Origin of the sequence: Pseudomonas sp. 22490, from assembly GCF_052044465.1 — a bacterium.
Classification (GTDB): Bacteria; Pseudomonadota; Gammaproteobacteria; order Pseudomonadales; family Pseudomonadaceae; genus Pseudomonas; species Pseudomonas aeruginosa.
Genome location: NZ_JBQENS010000021.1, coordinates 50,870 through 63,685 on the forward strand (window position 1 = coordinate 50,870; position 12,816 = coordinate 63,685).

The following is a 12,816-nucleotide window of genomic DNA, read 5'->3' on the forward strand; positions in this document are numbered from 1 at the left end:
TGAAGCGGTTCCAATGGAGAGTCGCTTATGACACGGATTTTTCCCGTTCTCGCCTTGCTTCTTGCGGTCAGTTCTGCCAGTGGGGCGACGGTCTTTAAGTGCGTGGGCCCTGACGGAAAAGTCACTTTTACCCAGCAGAATTGCCCTGACAACCAATCGCTGAACGATGTGGTTTCTGCCACCAACCAGCGCCCAAGCGGGTCAGGTGCCTCGGCTGTCATGGCCAAGCCCAAGCAGCCATCAGGTCGTACCTATAGAGGTAGTCACCAGGTCGGCAGCGGAGTGATCGTCGTCGGTGGTTCGTCGCCAAGCCCTACGTGTTCCACAGGACTCTCTGAGCGTGACCTTCGCAAGGCCAAGGTCCAGGGCAAGGTCGTTCCTGGAATGTCCAGGGAGGACGTGGAAAGCATCTACGGGAAGGTGAACCGCAACGGCAGTACCGCCGGCGCGGGTGCTGTCACCTACTGGAATGACAAGTATGTTGACCAGACGACCGTTTCGTTTGATCGTAACGGATGCGTCCAGGGTTCATACCAATCGGGCCACAAGAACTAGCCGATATAACGCTTTTTAAACAGCCCCGCCATTCGGCGGGGTTTGTGCTTTCTGGAGGGTTGAAATGTCCAGCTTTACTGCAAGTAGAGTTGTAGATATTGATGGCGTTGAGTTGACCGTGCGGGAACTTAGCGTTGCGGATGTTCGAAAACTAATGCAAGAGGTCAGTGACCAAGACCTCGTCAGTAATGCTCTCTTCGAAGATATCAGGCTTTCCGATCTGTGCCTGATGACGTCGGTTACGGAGAGCCAAATTAACGATCTCCGGCCGAGCCAACTCGCCAAGTTGCGGGATGCATGTAAAGAGGTGAACCCGCATTTTTTCGGAATGCTGGGCCGTCTCTCGAAACTCCGCGACAAGCCTTGAGGAGTTTGGAGCGCGCCATTTGCGTTCTGGTGAGGCTTGGGCATCACCAAGTCCTTGAATATCCCTGGTCGCTGTTCTTGACCGCGCTGAAGGCTGAATGAAATGGCTGACGTAAAGATCCGGCTGACTGCTGACCTCGATGATGCGCTGCGCGAGGTGTCAGGTTTCCGCAAGGAATATGCCGAACTGGTCAGGCAAGTCGCGCAACCTCTCAAGCGTTTAAACGATTTCACTGCTCTCGAAAGCACCCTTGAGGACACGCAACGCCAGGCGCGCTCGGCGCGCGAGCAGATCCGCACGCTCGGCAATGAGCTGGCATCGACGATCAGGCCAAGCCGCGAATTGCAGCAGGCGTACCGGGACTCCATTTCGGACCTGCGAAGCCTGGAGCGGGCAGAGACCGTCCAGGTAGCCAAGCTCGGAGCGATGCGCCGGGAGTTGAAGCAGGCCGGGCTGGATACGAGGAGCCTGACATCCGAACGGCAGCGGCTCCAGCGGGAGCTGGATCGAAACCTCCAGGCGGGCCGGAATGATGCGGCCACCACCAGCCTCCGGCAACAGGCCGCAGCGATCAAGCAGAGCGCGATAGAGCAGCGCCGCTTCAACTTGGAGCAAGCGCGTAGCACCCTGGGAGTCGCCAGGGTGCGCGAACTGCAGGCTGCTATCGGGCAGTTGAACCAGCAATATCGCTTGCTTCGGTCGAGCGGAACGCTGTCCACAAGGGAACTTGCCGTTGCGCAGCGGGCGCTCAAAAAGCAGATCGCGGAGACCAAGAGCGAACTCAACTCGCTTGGTGCCGGCTCGCGGCTGTCGAGCATCGGCTCTCTACGCGGGAGCGGTCCAGCGCTGGCGGTTGCGGGTCTCGCAGCCGCAGTAGGTGCTGCAACGGCGAAGCTAGCGAACGGCGCCGATACTGTTGGCCGGCTCGATTCCCGGCTTCGCCTGGCGACCCGCTCGCAGGAAGAATTCAACACCGCGCAGATCGAACTCGACCGTATCGCGGATGATGTCCAGGGCGACGTCGGCGACCTCATCGGCCTTTATTCGCGGTTGCAGCGCCCGCTTCGGGATGCGGGCATGGATCAGCGCGCCGCCCTCGAAACCGTAGAGGCGGTATCCCTTGGCCTGAAAATCGGTGGAGCCTCTGCCGAGGAGTCGGCGTCGGTCATTACCCAGTTCTCCCAGGCTATTGCCAGTGGCGTCCTGCGGGGCGAAGAGTTCAATACCGTTCTGGAGTCCTCGGATCGAATTGCTGGCGCTCTGGCGGACTCCTTCGGGGTGACTGTTGGCCGGCTTCGTGAGATGGCTGCCGCCGGTGAGCTGACGTCGGAGCAGATCGTTATCGCGCTGCGGAAGGAACTTCCGAAGCTCCGCGAGGAGATGGCTTCGTTTGCGCCGGAGATCGGCGCGGGGCTGAACCGGATCTTTTCCGAAACCCAGAAATATTGGGGGCGCAGAGCGAAGAATACAGGCATCGTCGATTGGGTTGCGAACCAGTTGAACGATGTTGCCAAGTCGATCAACACGGCGACTACGCTGGTGAAAAAGGGCGAGGGCAGCCTCACGGCCACCCTCGCCGCCGAGAAGGCGCGTCAAGAGCAGATCGTGAAGCGCCAGAACGATGCCCTGAAGCGGGCTCGGGAACAGAACGTCGCCGATCTCCAGTCTGAGGTTGTTCGGACCAAGGCCCTCCTTGAACAGTCCACCAAGAACCTCAACGACGCGCTATCGCGCCAGGCAGATGTCCGCAAGGAGTTTGCCGACCTGGTGAAGGGTATCCAGGCGACGCCCACCTCCGGAACGCAGACCTTCGGTGATGCCACTGCGGCCCAGGCCTCGGCTCGCAACGCGCTGACCGCCGGCAACAACCAAAAGGCGATCGAGGAGGCGCGCCGCGCGCTGCAGATCCTTCAGCAACTGAAGGACGCTGGCGCGAACAGCTATGGCTTCGAAGGCGTGGCCAAAGAGGTGGAGCGCATCGCCAACAAGGCCGCAGAGGTCGAGGCTGGTAATGCCAAGGCTGCGGATGACGTCAACCGCCTGAACCTGGCCGACCTCGAGGAGCGCATCAAGGCTGTGCAAAACGTCGAGGTGTCGTTCGGAATGGACTTCGAAAGCGCGGAGACCTTGAAGCAACAGGTCGCCGACATCGCCGCCGGACTGGCTGAGCAGCTCGTGATACCTATCACGCTGGTTCCGCCTCCGGAGATGGGCTTGCCTGGCGTGCCCAGCATCACCCCCAAGATACCCGGGTTTGCCACTGGTACGCAGAGCGCTCCCCCTGGTATGGCGTGGGTTGGGGAGCGTGGGCCGGAGTTGATGATGATGCGCGGAGGAGAGCGCATCTTCAACGCGGTGCAGTCGCTGCAGATGTCGCAGAGGTATCAACGAACTCTCCCCGAGATACCCGAGATTCCGACTGCGGCGCTTCAGCAGGCGAATCCGCCGGCAGCCATGCAAAACCTGGGATCGCTGACCCTCAACCTGGGTGGAGACGATGCCGGTTTCACCGTTTTCGGGACACACGACACGCTCCGAGATATACGCAAGGCCGCTTCGAAGTTCGGGCGGACGCGCCCAAAATGACCAAGCCCGCCTCGTGCGGGCTTTTTTTATGGAGTTGGGAATGATCATTCCGAACGTGATGCTTGGGGGCGTACCGATCGTGATACACGGCGGCGCCCCGCAGTGTCAGTACCAGGCTGTAGATGGCGGCGTCGAGCGATTGAGGCTCAGCGGAGGTGCGGCAGTACAGATGACGCACTGGCGCAAGACGGCAATCACCATCAGCGGTTCAGGATGGATCGGTACGGGGATGCTTGGGCTCGACTTCGACAGCCCACTGGAGCTGCGATGCAATGCGTCGCTTGGCATCTCGGGTCGTACTGCCGCCGACCGAGTATTCACCATCCCTGGAGAGGTTCGCCCCGATGCCAGTCCGTGGGGGCTGGCGCTGGTCGGCCGTGAGTGGGTCAGAACGGACGTGTCGTCCGCCGGCCAGGTGGTAACCGTGTCGGAGATCCCAGGCGCGCAACTCTACCGCGTCGAGTGGTGGCCGCTGTTCCACGTCTTCGCGTCGGTCCCTCCTGAAGCGCTTGATTCTTCGAACAACAGCCGGACCTGGCAAATTGTCGCTGAGGAAATCTGATGCTCAACGGTGGACCGCTCAATAGCGCTGAGCTGAACTCGGCCGCTCAATCCGTTGTGCCTGGTCCTGAGCCGATCATTCCAGGCTACGCTTTCACCTGGCGAGCAATCGTGCGTGTTGGCGATGACGACGTTACACCGCTCCTGACCGGGGAGATCGAGGTCGATCGTGAAGAGGGGGCGGCAGGCGTCGCTTCCTTTTCGATCTATCTCGGCGACGGCCCTGTTGTCCCTACGGACTGGATTGGTCGAACCGTAACCATCGACTACGCAACGGAGACCGCCGGCGAGCTGAGTCAGGGCCGGCGGTTTACGGGAAGGGTTACGCAGCCAGCCTGGAATCCTGTTCGGCGCGTCCTGGACGTCAGTTGCACTGACCAGTTGCAGCAGCGTGTAGAGGCCATGGAGATTGCGGCCGTTGACGCCTTGGTCGGCGGCGCCTGGTCCGCCGATGTGTTCGAGCCGGTCGATGGACGCTCGCGGTGGGACTACGCCCAGGAGCGTTTGACCAGCGTTACCGGGAGCTTGGACTGTTCGCCATACGGCGCTCTCCGCGTCACGTCATGGCTTTCGGTGGCTCCTGCCTTCGAGTTCGGCCAAGGCTCTACGGTATACGGGTCGCTTGCGGTCGAGTTGGCCGACCTGAGTTCGCAGACGAACAGGATCGAGATCGAGTGCGACTACCGATTCAGCCGGCTCTGGCAGTTGAACGCATCGTATGGATGGCAGCACCCCGGGACGGGTAACGCTGTTGGCGAGGCGGGGTTCTGTAATTGGCGCGGCGACGACACCGAGCTACCGGATGTCGAGATGATCACCTCGGCGACCGAAAGCAGCGGTCAGACGTTGTTCTATGCCACCTGGTATCCACTGCCGCCAACCGGGGTCTACTGCAATCCGCCAGCGGCCTGGGTCAATAGTTTCACCGACCTGCTGTTGGGCGGAAACTGGATCGCTGGGAGGCGCTGGACGCAAGCCGTCACCGAGCGCTACCGGCTGGTCATGGAGGTTCAGCCGAGCGTTGCGGCGACCGGTCCGATTGTCGGTCGGCAGCGTGCCTCGTTCGAGGTCGAGTCGGATAAGGGCGAGCGCTGGGAGAGCGAACCAGTCACCGGCGGCAGCACCGGCCACGACGACGAGGCTGACGAGAGCCGGCGCCTGGCTGCGCTTAACTGCCTGCTTGCACAGGGAGCTACGACGCTCATCGCCGCGCACCGCGGCACGACGGTCACTTGGGACGTACCCACCAGCATGGTGCTACCGATCGACCTGGTGCATACGATCCGCCTTGATGATCAGGGAGCCCGCGCGGTGGGCAAGTGCCGGCGCATCGTTGATCGCTTCGACCTCGCATCCGGAAGCGCCCTGACCACGCTGTCTATCGCGGTGATGCGCGGTGGTGGCGGCGTCGCTGATGCGCTTGCGCCGCCGGCGGGTTCGGTTGCTCCAGCCAGCCCTCCTTCAGGCGGGGGGCAACTGCCAACTCAACTCGGCGGGCGCAACAGTAGTCCGGTGTACGACGAGGAGGCAGATGGGTTCTCCGGCAACTGGACGGAGAACGACCTAGACATTAATCCGAGCCTAGAACTGTTCCCGAGGCGCTTTGTTGTGACGTCGCCAGAGATACCGGCGAACTACCGGGACGAGCATGCGCCGGAGATCGCGGCCACCTACCGGGTAGCTGTACCCGATGACGTACTGGAGATGTAGCGATGGCGAGAGCTTGGATCAACAACTGGAAGACGACGCTGAGCGCCGGCCTTTCGCCTGGCGAATTGAGCCTGACGGTGCCGGATGCTGCCGCCGCGCTGCTACCGCTCTCTGGCGGTAGCTGGGTGCTGTTGACGCTGGCGGATGCTGCCGGCGCTCAGCATGAGATCGTGAAAGCAACCGCGCGCGCCGGTGGTGTGCTGACGATTGAGCGCCGACAAGAAGGAACAACTGACGGTAACTGGGCGGCGGGAACGGCGATCTATGCAGCCGTCACGGCCGGCGATCTCATGGCGCTCCAGGCGCGCATCCAGGCTCTGGAGTCCGGGGCGTCTGGCGGCACCCTTGTCGACGAAACCGGCGCAACGCTGGTCGACGACGCCGGCAACAACCTGATGATCATGGAGAACAACTGATGGCAACTGTTACGCACGTCCTGTCCGGTGCTGGCGCTCCACCCTCGGCCCCACCCAGCGTGGGCGCTCATTACGTAAACACGACAAATGGTGACCAATACCTTGCCAAGGGCACGGCCTCTGCGGCGGATTGGGTGAAGCAGGGCGGTGGCGGTGGCAGCGCTCCGAGCGAGGTGCTGCATGTAAATACCGACGGCCAGTTCCTTCTCGAGCCTCAACACTCATTTGTTGAGGCCCGTCTGTTCGCAATTCCCGAGCTCGGCACTGCAGCAATTGGAATCGATCCCAGCACATCCCGACAGTTCGACCTGAATATCAGGACCGCCGGTCCGAGCGGGCAGCAACTGCAGATCAGAGTTACGTCCGGTGAATTGCCCGGAGGGATGTCGATCGTTGGCACAACCAGGCAGTGGGCTGTTCAGGAGTCGTATGGGTTCTTGATCAACGCAAATGACCTCAACGGCGAAGTGTGGGCGCGCGTCTATTTCGATGCTGACGAACTCACCCTGTCGATGCTTGTGTTCAGCGATGTGCCGAACGCGTAGGAGATAGCGCATGGCTCTATCAGATGAGCGCCGCAGCATCGGCGCGAGGAACGAAGCGATCCGCCGCGCCGGCGGTCAGCGGGTCGAAGCGGAGCGCCGCGGTGACCAGGGCTTGACCGCCGCGCTCAACCGTCTGATCGAGCCGGAACGCCAGGCGCGGTCGCTGCGGAAAATCGATCCGCGCGGCGCCCTGGATGCAAAGCGCGGGAGGGCGGACTACAACCCCGCTGGCAAGCAGATCGGCGGGGGTGGCGGTATTGCGAGCCCCCTGATCGAGGAAGATGCTGGCCAGCGCGAATACTACGAACTGCAGACAATCCCCACCAGCGATGGCCTGGCCTGGCTCCGGTATCGCAGCGTGAAGAAGATCGTCATGACCGACGCGTCAGGCGCAGAAGTTGTGATGGAGTACGCGAACGATGTTTCCCAATAGCCCGCTCGATGAAGCTCCGCAGGTATGGGGGTGGCCATGGCACGGCCTAATACGACAGCCAATCAACGCCGTTGATTCGACATTGACGTTACCAAGCGGGCGAACGATGAAGATGCCGCCTGTCAGGCTCGCAAATAATACGGCCCTTTGGGACGTAGGCATGCCTATCCCTGAAGTGGAAACCGATGATCCAGATGAGCAGTGGCTAAACCGAGCGATTTTGCGTGGAACGGATTTGTCCGAAGCTTATGGCGGGGTTTCCTTACAGCCTGCATTTATACGTGGTTACACGATTCGATACGGCGTAAGCGTTCAATACAATTTTTTTCTCGAAACAATAGCTGCTAGCTGTTTGTTTCGGGATGGATTTACAGGGTTTTCTGGGACGGTCAGTAGCAATGCAATATCTCTGTCAGACCTTGGATTGCCCGTCAAGCCGGACGGTATCTCTTTCGAAGTTCTGGATGTAAATAACGACGGAACACGCCGTCTCTACCTGGCTAGATACCAAGAGACCGCTGGGAGTGGATTCATTGGTGTTGGTGGGATGCTTGAGTTGCGTGTGAGTGCGAGCGGCGCGAACAGCTTTCAAGCGGAACTGTCCGTGGTTGCACCTTGGGAGCGAATACAATTCGAGACTATCGACAGCAGTCGAACAGATGTTGACCCGAATACCCATACCCGCTTTTGGCGTGGGACGCCGGAGGACCCAGACGGCCCGTTCAATGAAAGCAGTGGAGAGCCGCCACCCCCGCCATACCCGGGGCATCCGTGGGCGCCTCACGTGTATAGAGTTCTAATCGGAGAGTTTTCAGCATCACTTCGCGCAAGGTCAACTGCTGGAGCGTGGTATGGATTGTCTGGCTCCCTTGAACTAATAACGCTCGAAGTTTCTATCGTGTCAACGATGTCGCGCTCGGCAGGTATCTCTGGCGATCACATCTCATTTAGCATGACCGAAGATATTTCGTTTTCCTACACCTTGAGCTCTTCTTCCGGCGGGTCCTCAGAGTCGCTGTACAACTCGCTTTCTACGAGCGGGGTTCTTAATGGGCCTGGTTCTATCCAATGGACTGACAGCATCACTGGTCAAAGTGTCGCGAGTGGATCGGAGTCTATTAGCTTGGGTGATATATACCTGCTTACTCCTGATGTTGGCGACAGTTATGCGGAAGGATTGGACTGGTCGTCGCCAATTGAGCTGTTCCCGGGGCGTCCGTCGACGATAAGCGACCAATCTGCGTGGCCGGTGCTTAGATACTCAAACAAGCTTCTAGGCCTTTTTTTCTATCGTGGTAGAGACCGTCGGTTTGCTGGAGTGGCTCTCACCCCGCATGGCCCCCACGGATCGCGTCAGGTTGATGTGGATGTTAGTGGCTTTTCCCCGTTAGAGATGGAGGCGTGGGGCAAGGGCTCCTACAACCCTCTCACCGGCGACGCTATACGCAACGACCCCAGCGCTTTCTATTCCTACGTTTGATCCCTCCAAAGGAGAAGCCGCATGACGCCGGCCTGTGTACCCCTGCGCATTGAAAAAGGGGCGACGTTCCGCGACGCACTGCGGATCATGCAACCGAGCCTGGTCTACCGGCCGATCACCCAGATCGCGCCGACCGCTCCCGTCCGGCTGACCATCCCTGGGCACGGATTGCCTAGCACCTGGCTGGCATGGGTCGATGGCGCGCAGGGCATGCCCGAGCTGAACCGCGCCCGGCTTCGGCAATTGCCTCACCGGGTCGCGTCCATCGACGACAACACCGTCGAGATCAACCTGCTGTCAGCCGTTGGGCTGGCGCCTGTGGGCGGGCAGTTGATCTACCAGCCACCCGTTGACCTCACTGGCGCCGAGGTGCGGATGCAGATCCGCGCCGAGCCAGGCGGGACTGTGCTGATGACGCTGGCGCTCGGCTCCGGCCTTGAGATCGCTGGCGCCGGAACGATCTCGCGGGAGATATCGGCCTCCGATACCGCGGCGTTGGCATGGGCGTCGGCGGTCTACGACGTGGACGTGACATACCCAGATGGCACGGTCCACCGCTACTACAGCGGACCGATCACTGTGAGCCGTGGGGGAGGGTGCGATGGATGACGCCGCCGAGCCCTGGGCGCTGGCGGTCGAGGTTGATTGCGAGCCGCTTGTGCTCAGCGAGATGCAGGAATACGCGGTCACCGTGACGCCGCCGGCTGATGTGCTTGTGGTTGTTGCGGGTGACCAAGGGCCTCCCGGGAGGGATGGCGTAGACGGTGCCCAATGGGGCGCGACAGATTGGTGATGACATGGCCCAGATTCGATTTTTCAAAGTGGCGACCCTGCCGGGTACGCTGGAACCCGATTCGTTCTACTTCGTCGAGAACGGCAGCTACTCGGAGTCCTACCTGACGAACAGCGCCGGCGTGGCGCGCTCGATCGGTAACAGCGCGATGATCAATGCGCTGATCAACGAGGCGTTGGCCAGCTTGCCCGGCACCGGCGCGCCGATCCTGTTCGTTGCGGATATCGCGGCACGCGACGCCCTGGAGCCGGAGGGAGCCATTTTCGTCCTTGTTCAGGACGCAAGTGCGGACCCTACAGTAGATGCCGGCGCGGCGTTGTACGCCTGGAACCCGGCGACCAGCGCCTGGCTGAAGGTTGCTGAATACGAAAGCATGGACGTCGAGCTCAACTGGGACGCGATCAATGGGCGGCCGACCTCGACGCCGGCGCAGATCGACACTGCCGTTTCCCAGGCGCACACGCACGCGAACAAGTCGACGCTGGACAAGTTCGGTGAGGATTCGGGCCTGGTGCGCTTCAACGGCCAGCCGATCCCGGCCGAGTGGAATGGGACGGCCTGGTAATGGCTGCCCTCCAGACCCACAAGGTCGTCGCGCAACTGCCTGCCGCGCTGGAGCCGAACGCGATCTACTTCGTCCGGCGCAGCACCGGATACGACCAGTTCGTGACCAACGGCGCGGGCGTGGTGGTGGCATACCCGATGAACGTCCGCATCCCCGCGGCTGTGCCGGGATATCTCGTCGATGGCTCCATGCTTCGGCTCACGATGAACCCTGACGGCCAACTGCCGGCTTACACCGCTGGCGGCGCAACTCTCAACCTGCAGGTGCTTTTCAATGGCTGATGTACGCCCGACGAAACTCCAGGCCGACGGAAACGGCTACGGCAGTCTCCGCGAGTTCGCCGACGGCGACACGGTGCCGCTTGCCCTGGGCGGCACTGGCGCTGCAACCGCTGCTGGCGCTCGCACATCCCTTGGGCTTGGGAGTGCTGCAGTTAGATCTGCCCTGGGTTCAACTGGGGCTTTGTACTCGCGAGACAGCATCCTCGGCGCCGTTTCGCAGTCGAGCGGGGTGCCAACTGGCGCGGTGATCCAGCGGGGTAGTAATGCGAACGGTGAGTTCGTGCGGTTCGCTGATGGAACGCAAATATGCATAGTCACGTTGTTGGGCGACGGTAGTCAGCAGCCAGGTACGTCTATATCACTGCCCCTGCCGGCTGCATTTCTGGGTAATTGGACCACAGGTGTCAGCGTGAGCTGGGCGTCGCATGCGAGCAATCCTTCTGTGGCAAACGGGCTGAAAGTTGCCTATGCAAACGGCTCGACATTGTTCTTCATCCTTCAGGACGCACTGGCCACCAATCGTTTGATTTTCACTTTGGTAGGGAGATGGTTCTGATGATCATCAAGTTGTCACCGTACGCACCACTGCCAGGCAGCGACGAGCACCTGTCGCTGAGCAGGGCTGGCGATGTACTCACCGTGAACGGCCAGGCGTTCGACTTCACACCGTTACCGGAGGGCGGTGAACTGCCGGCTGAGGCGATTGGATCGGAGTGGTTCGCTGGTTCCGTAGTGCGACGCGCCGGCCGCATCCAACTGATCCTGCGGTTCCCGCTTGCCGCCGATGCCAGTGCCGCCGCTCGCTTCCCTGGACCGCTGATGATCGAGGCCGATGGCCCAGTGGAGTTACCGCGATGATCGACTGGAGCAAGGTAAAGGCCGCTGAACAGCAGGCGCAAGAGCGCAGGCAGGCTGAGTACGATGCCGCAACCGCGGCGCGGGCAAATGCCTACCGCCTGGAGAGTGACCCGCTCAAGACCGAGGCCGAGTTCGACGCTATCAAGGCCGGCGTGGAACCGGACTACAGCGCCTGGATCGCCAAGGTCGAGGAGATCAAGGCCAGGTATCCGCTGCCGGAGGCGATCCTAGGCGAATGACAGGCTGTCATAAAGCTGGCATTACCGAGCCAAAACAGCCCATTCAGGCACAAAAAAGGCACTTGCGATAATCGCTAAGTGCCTGATTTTGTTAGTTCATTTGGTGGAGCCGGGGGGATTTGAACCCCCGTCCGCCAGCTCTCCGCTATCGGTTCTACATGCTTAGCCAGCTCTACTGAGTTAACTCCGCGCCGCCCGAGTGGCAGGGTGCTTGGAGCGAGCTGTATGAGTTTTAGCCGTTACGTCTACAGCGAACTTGGCGGCGATCCTGTTCTATCTGACAGTCGTTTCGGGTTTACAGGCATCCCCTAGCGACTGCTAGCCGCATTAAGCAGCTAGAGCGTAGTTGTCGTCGTTGGCAACTATAAGTTTGCAGCAGCGAATTTACGAGTTCTGCTACCAGCTCGGCATGCCCCTCAAGTTTTGTTACCGGCGTCGAATCCTAATCGGCCCCAAAACCTTGACAGGTCGACGACCAGTCTACGGCAAAGGGCTGCGAGAGTCCAATCCGCCGCTCATAAACCTTTGACGCCGCTGGGTTTCCCCTCCGGAGGCGGGCTCAGGTCCAGGGCTTTGGCCGGTGCCTTGGCGTTCCGCCCGGGCGCCAGCTGCTTTTCCACGTCGGCCTGGATCGCCTGCAACACCGGTTGCAGGTCGCGCATGTTGCCGCGGACCTCGGGGTAAGGGTGGTCCTTGGCGAAATCGGCGATGCGTTCCAGCAACTGGGCGCGCACCGGGGAGGGCAGGTGGATGAACAGCTCGGGCATTTCCTTGGCCAGTTCGGCGGAGTAGAGCACCAGGTCCTGGCGCTCGAACTGGGCGGTGAGGCCGAGGTAGTCGAGGGCGCTGCCGGTGAGCATCGCCGCGGCCGCCTTGGTTTCCTGCATGCCCTGCAGGCGCGCGGGGTTGCGCTGCTCGGCCTGGGACAGGGTCATCCAGAATTCGACGGTGAGGGTGAACAGGATCGACTGCTCGCGCAGCGAGTAGCTCATCAGGCCCAGCGCCTCGGCGCCGTAGGGCTGTTTGGCGGCGCGGAAGTCGAAGTACAGGCGCATCAGCTCCTTGAGCTTGAACAGTACTTCGCGGGCCTCGTTCTGGCGGATCTCCAAGGGGCTGTAGATGTTCAGCTGCGGGCGGAAGTTTTCCTCGCTGACCATGCGCAGGTAGAGCGGCCCGGTGAATTCGCCGCTGCGTCGCGGCAGGGCGTTTTTCTGGGTTTCCTCGAGCTTCTTCAGGGCGTCGATCAGCACCTGGTAGTCGTGGCTGTCCCAGGGCTTCTGGATGTCCGGGATGCGCTGGCCGAGGTAGTAGAGGTCGGCGGCCGCGAGCGGGCGGCCGAGAACCAGTAAAAGGATGGCCAGCGGCCAGAGCAGGCGGCGTGATAGGGTCGGCACGGACTTTCCTTGCGGGGCGCGTGGATCGGCCTA

17 protein-coding genes and 1 other RNA gene are annotated in these 12,816 nt (G+C 61.2%); 16 read left to right on the forward strand and 2 right to left on the reverse strand.

What is annotated here, in order from left to right:
• Positions 1–27 precede the first annotated feature (27 nt).
• The 16 genes from ACTJJX_RS21985 to ACTJJX_RS22060 all read left to right on the forward strand — a co-directional run bounded on the left by ACTJJX_RS21985 (position 28) and on the right by ACTJJX_RS22060 (position 11,389).
• Positions 28–555, forward strand: a complete 528-nt coding sequence (locus ACTJJX_RS21985) for a DUF4124 domain-containing protein (protein ID WP_071534544.1) — start codon at positions 28–30, stop codon at positions 553–555.
• A gap of 64 nt (positions 556–619) precedes the next feature.
• A complete protein-coding gene (locus ACTJJX_RS21990) occupies positions 620–922 on the forward strand; it encodes a phage tail assembly protein (protein ID WP_031630424.1) in 303 nt (100 codons plus the stop codon).
• 102 nt (positions 923–1,024) lie between these two features.
• Positions 1,025–3,508, forward strand: coding sequence for a tape measure protein (locus ACTJJX_RS21995; protein ID WP_010791965.1), 2,484 nt, complete (start codon positions 1,025–1,027; stop codon positions 3,506–3,508).
• Positions 3,509–3,548: 40 nt separating this feature from the next.
• Positions 3,549–4,070 (forward strand): hypothetical protein, encoded by a 522-nt coding sequence (locus tag ACTJJX_RS22000; protein WP_121493124.1) that lies wholly within the window; start codon positions 3,549–3,551, stop codon positions 4,068–4,070.
• Complete coding sequence (locus ACTJJX_RS22005; protein ID WP_320535500.1) at positions 4,070–5,779, forward strand: hypothetical protein; 1,710 nt, start codon at positions 4,070–4,072, stop codon at positions 5,777–5,779. Before ACTJJX_RS22000 ends, ACTJJX_RS22005 begins: the two co-directional genes overlap by 1 nt.
• A gap of 2 nt (positions 5,780–5,781) precedes the next feature.
• Entirely contained in the window at positions 5,782–6,195 is a 414-nt protein-coding gene (locus tag ACTJJX_RS22010) for a hypothetical protein (RefSeq protein ID WP_031642694.1), read from the forward strand.
• On the forward strand, positions 6,195–6,740 hold the full coding sequence (locus ACTJJX_RS22015) for a hypothetical protein (RefSeq protein ID WP_023101774.1): 546 nt from the start codon (positions 6,195–6,197) through the stop codon (positions 6,738–6,740). Before ACTJJX_RS22010 ends, ACTJJX_RS22015 begins: the two co-directional genes overlap by 1 nt.
• A gap of 10 nt (positions 6,741–6,750) precedes the next feature.
• On the forward strand, positions 6,751–7,173 hold the full coding sequence (locus tag ACTJJX_RS22020; protein ID WP_023124662.1) for a hypothetical protein: 423 nt from the start codon (positions 6,751–6,753) through the stop codon (positions 7,171–7,173).
• Between the two features lie 160 nt (positions 7,174–7,333).
• Entirely contained in the window at positions 7,334–8,653 is a 1,320-nt protein-coding gene (locus tag ACTJJX_RS22025; RefSeq protein ID WP_225895182.1) for a hypothetical protein, read from the forward strand.
• A 21-nt stretch (positions 8,654–8,674) separates the two neighbouring features.
• Positions 8,675–9,262 carry a hypothetical protein gene (locus ACTJJX_RS22030; protein WP_320535501.1) on the forward strand — a complete coding sequence of 196 codons (588 nt, stop codon included), beginning with the start codon at positions 8,675–8,677 and terminating at the stop codon, positions 9,260–9,262.
• On the forward strand, positions 9,255–9,446 hold the full coding sequence (locus ACTJJX_RS22035) for a hypothetical protein (protein WP_043089643.1): 192 nt from the start codon (positions 9,255–9,257) through the stop codon (positions 9,444–9,446). The genes ACTJJX_RS22030 and ACTJJX_RS22035 overlap by 8 nt, the downstream gene beginning before the upstream one ends.
• Before the next feature lie 4 nt (positions 9,447–9,450).
• The gene (locus ACTJJX_RS22040; RefSeq protein WP_058143945.1) at positions 9,451–10,011 is read left to right on the forward strand and encodes a hypothetical protein; all 561 of its coding nucleotides are present in this window, start codon (positions 9,451–9,453) and stop codon (positions 10,009–10,011) included.
• Entirely contained in the window at positions 10,011–10,292 is a 282-nt protein-coding gene (locus ACTJJX_RS22045; protein WP_121412165.1) for a hypothetical protein, read from the forward strand. Before ACTJJX_RS22040 ends, ACTJJX_RS22045 begins: the two co-directional genes overlap by 1 nt.
• On the forward strand, positions 10,285–10,848 hold the full coding sequence (locus ACTJJX_RS22050; RefSeq protein ID WP_079381949.1) for a hypothetical protein: 564 nt from the start codon (positions 10,285–10,287) through the stop codon (positions 10,846–10,848). The genes ACTJJX_RS22045 and ACTJJX_RS22050 overlap by 8 nt, the downstream gene beginning before the upstream one ends.
• Positions 10,848–11,150, forward strand: coding sequence for a hypothetical protein (locus ACTJJX_RS22055; RefSeq protein ID WP_058131123.1), 303 nt, complete (start codon positions 10,848–10,850; stop codon positions 11,148–11,150). Before ACTJJX_RS22050 ends, ACTJJX_RS22055 begins: the two co-directional genes overlap by 1 nt.
• Positions 11,147–11,389, forward strand: a complete 243-nt coding sequence (locus tag ACTJJX_RS22060; protein WP_320535502.1) for a hypothetical protein — start codon at positions 11,147–11,149, stop codon at positions 11,387–11,389. The genes ACTJJX_RS22055 and ACTJJX_RS22060 overlap by 4 nt, the downstream gene beginning before the upstream one ends.
• A gap of 101 nt (positions 11,390–11,490) precedes the next feature.
• Here the strand turns inward: ACTJJX_RS22060 and ssrA are convergent.
• Together ssrA and ACTJJX_RS22070 are read right to left on the reverse strand one after the other, a co-directional pair.
• Positions 11,491–11,843, reverse strand: a transfer-messenger RNA (tmRNA) gene (gene ssrA, locus ACTJJX_RS22065).
• Positions 11,844–11,904: 61 nt separating this feature from the next.
• On the reverse strand, positions 11,905–12,783 hold the full coding sequence (locus ACTJJX_RS22070) for a hypothetical protein (RefSeq protein WP_003158114.1): 879 nt from the start codon (positions 12,781–12,783) through the stop codon (positions 11,905–11,907).
• Between the last annotated feature and the right edge of the window lie 33 nt (positions 12,784–12,816).

Coding starts and splice junctions, on each gene's coding strand:
- ACTJJX_RS22010 (WP_031642694.1), top strand. CDS start 5,782: ATGGCGAGAGCTTGGATCAACAACTGGAAGACGACGCTGAGCGCCGGC.
- ACTJJX_RS22035 (WP_043089643.1), top strand. CDS start 9,255: ATGGATGACGCCGCCGAGCCCTGGGCGCTGGCGGTCGAGGTTGATTGC.
- ACTJJX_RS22060 (WP_320535502.1), top strand. CDS start 11,147: ATGATCGACTGGAGCAAGGTAAAGGCCGCTGAACAGCAGGCGCAAGAG.
- ACTJJX_RS22055 (WP_058131123.1), top strand. CDS start 10,848: ATGATCATCAAGTTGTCACCGTACGCACCACTGCCAGGCAGCGACGAG.
- ACTJJX_RS22030 (WP_320535501.1), top strand. CDS start 8,675: ATGACGCCGGCCTGTGTACCCCTGCGCATTGAAAAAGGGGCGACGTTC.
- ACTJJX_RS21985 (WP_071534544.1), top strand. CDS start 28: ATGACACGGATTTTTCCCGTTCTCGCCTTGCTTCTTGCGGTCAGTTCT.
- ACTJJX_RS22015 (WP_023101774.1), top strand. CDS start 6,195: ATGGCAACTGTTACGCACGTCCTGTCCGGTGCTGGCGCTCCACCCTCG.
- ACTJJX_RS21990 (WP_031630424.1), top strand. CDS start 620: ATGTCCAGCTTTACTGCAAGTAGAGTTGTAGATATTGATGGCGTTGAG.
- ACTJJX_RS22050 (WP_079381949.1), top strand. CDS start 10,285: ATGGCTGATGTACGCCCGACGAAACTCCAGGCCGACGGAAACGGCTAC.
- ACTJJX_RS22025 (WP_225895182.1), top strand. CDS start 7,334: ATGCCTATCCCTGAAGTGGAAACCGATGATCCAGATGAGCAGTGGCTA.
- ACTJJX_RS22005 (WP_320535500.1), top strand. CDS start 4,070: ATGCTCAACGGTGGACCGCTCAATAGCGCTGAGCTGAACTCGGCCGCT.
- ACTJJX_RS22045 (WP_121412165.1), top strand. CDS start 10,011: ATGGCTGCCCTCCAGACCCACAAGGTCGTCGCGCAACTGCCTGCCGCG.
- ACTJJX_RS22000 (WP_121493124.1), top strand. CDS start 3,549: ATGATCATTCCGAACGTGATGCTTGGGGGCGTACCGATCGTGATACAC.
- ACTJJX_RS22040 (WP_058143945.1), top strand. CDS start 9,451: ATGGCCCAGATTCGATTTTTCAAAGTGGCGACCCTGCCGGGTACGCTG.
- ACTJJX_RS21995 (WP_010791965.1), top strand. CDS start 1,025: ATGGCTGACGTAAAGATCCGGCTGACTGCTGACCTCGATGATGCGCTG.
- ACTJJX_RS22020 (WP_023124662.1), top strand. CDS start 6,751: ATGGCTCTATCAGATGAGCGCCGCAGCATCGGCGCGAGGAACGAAGCG.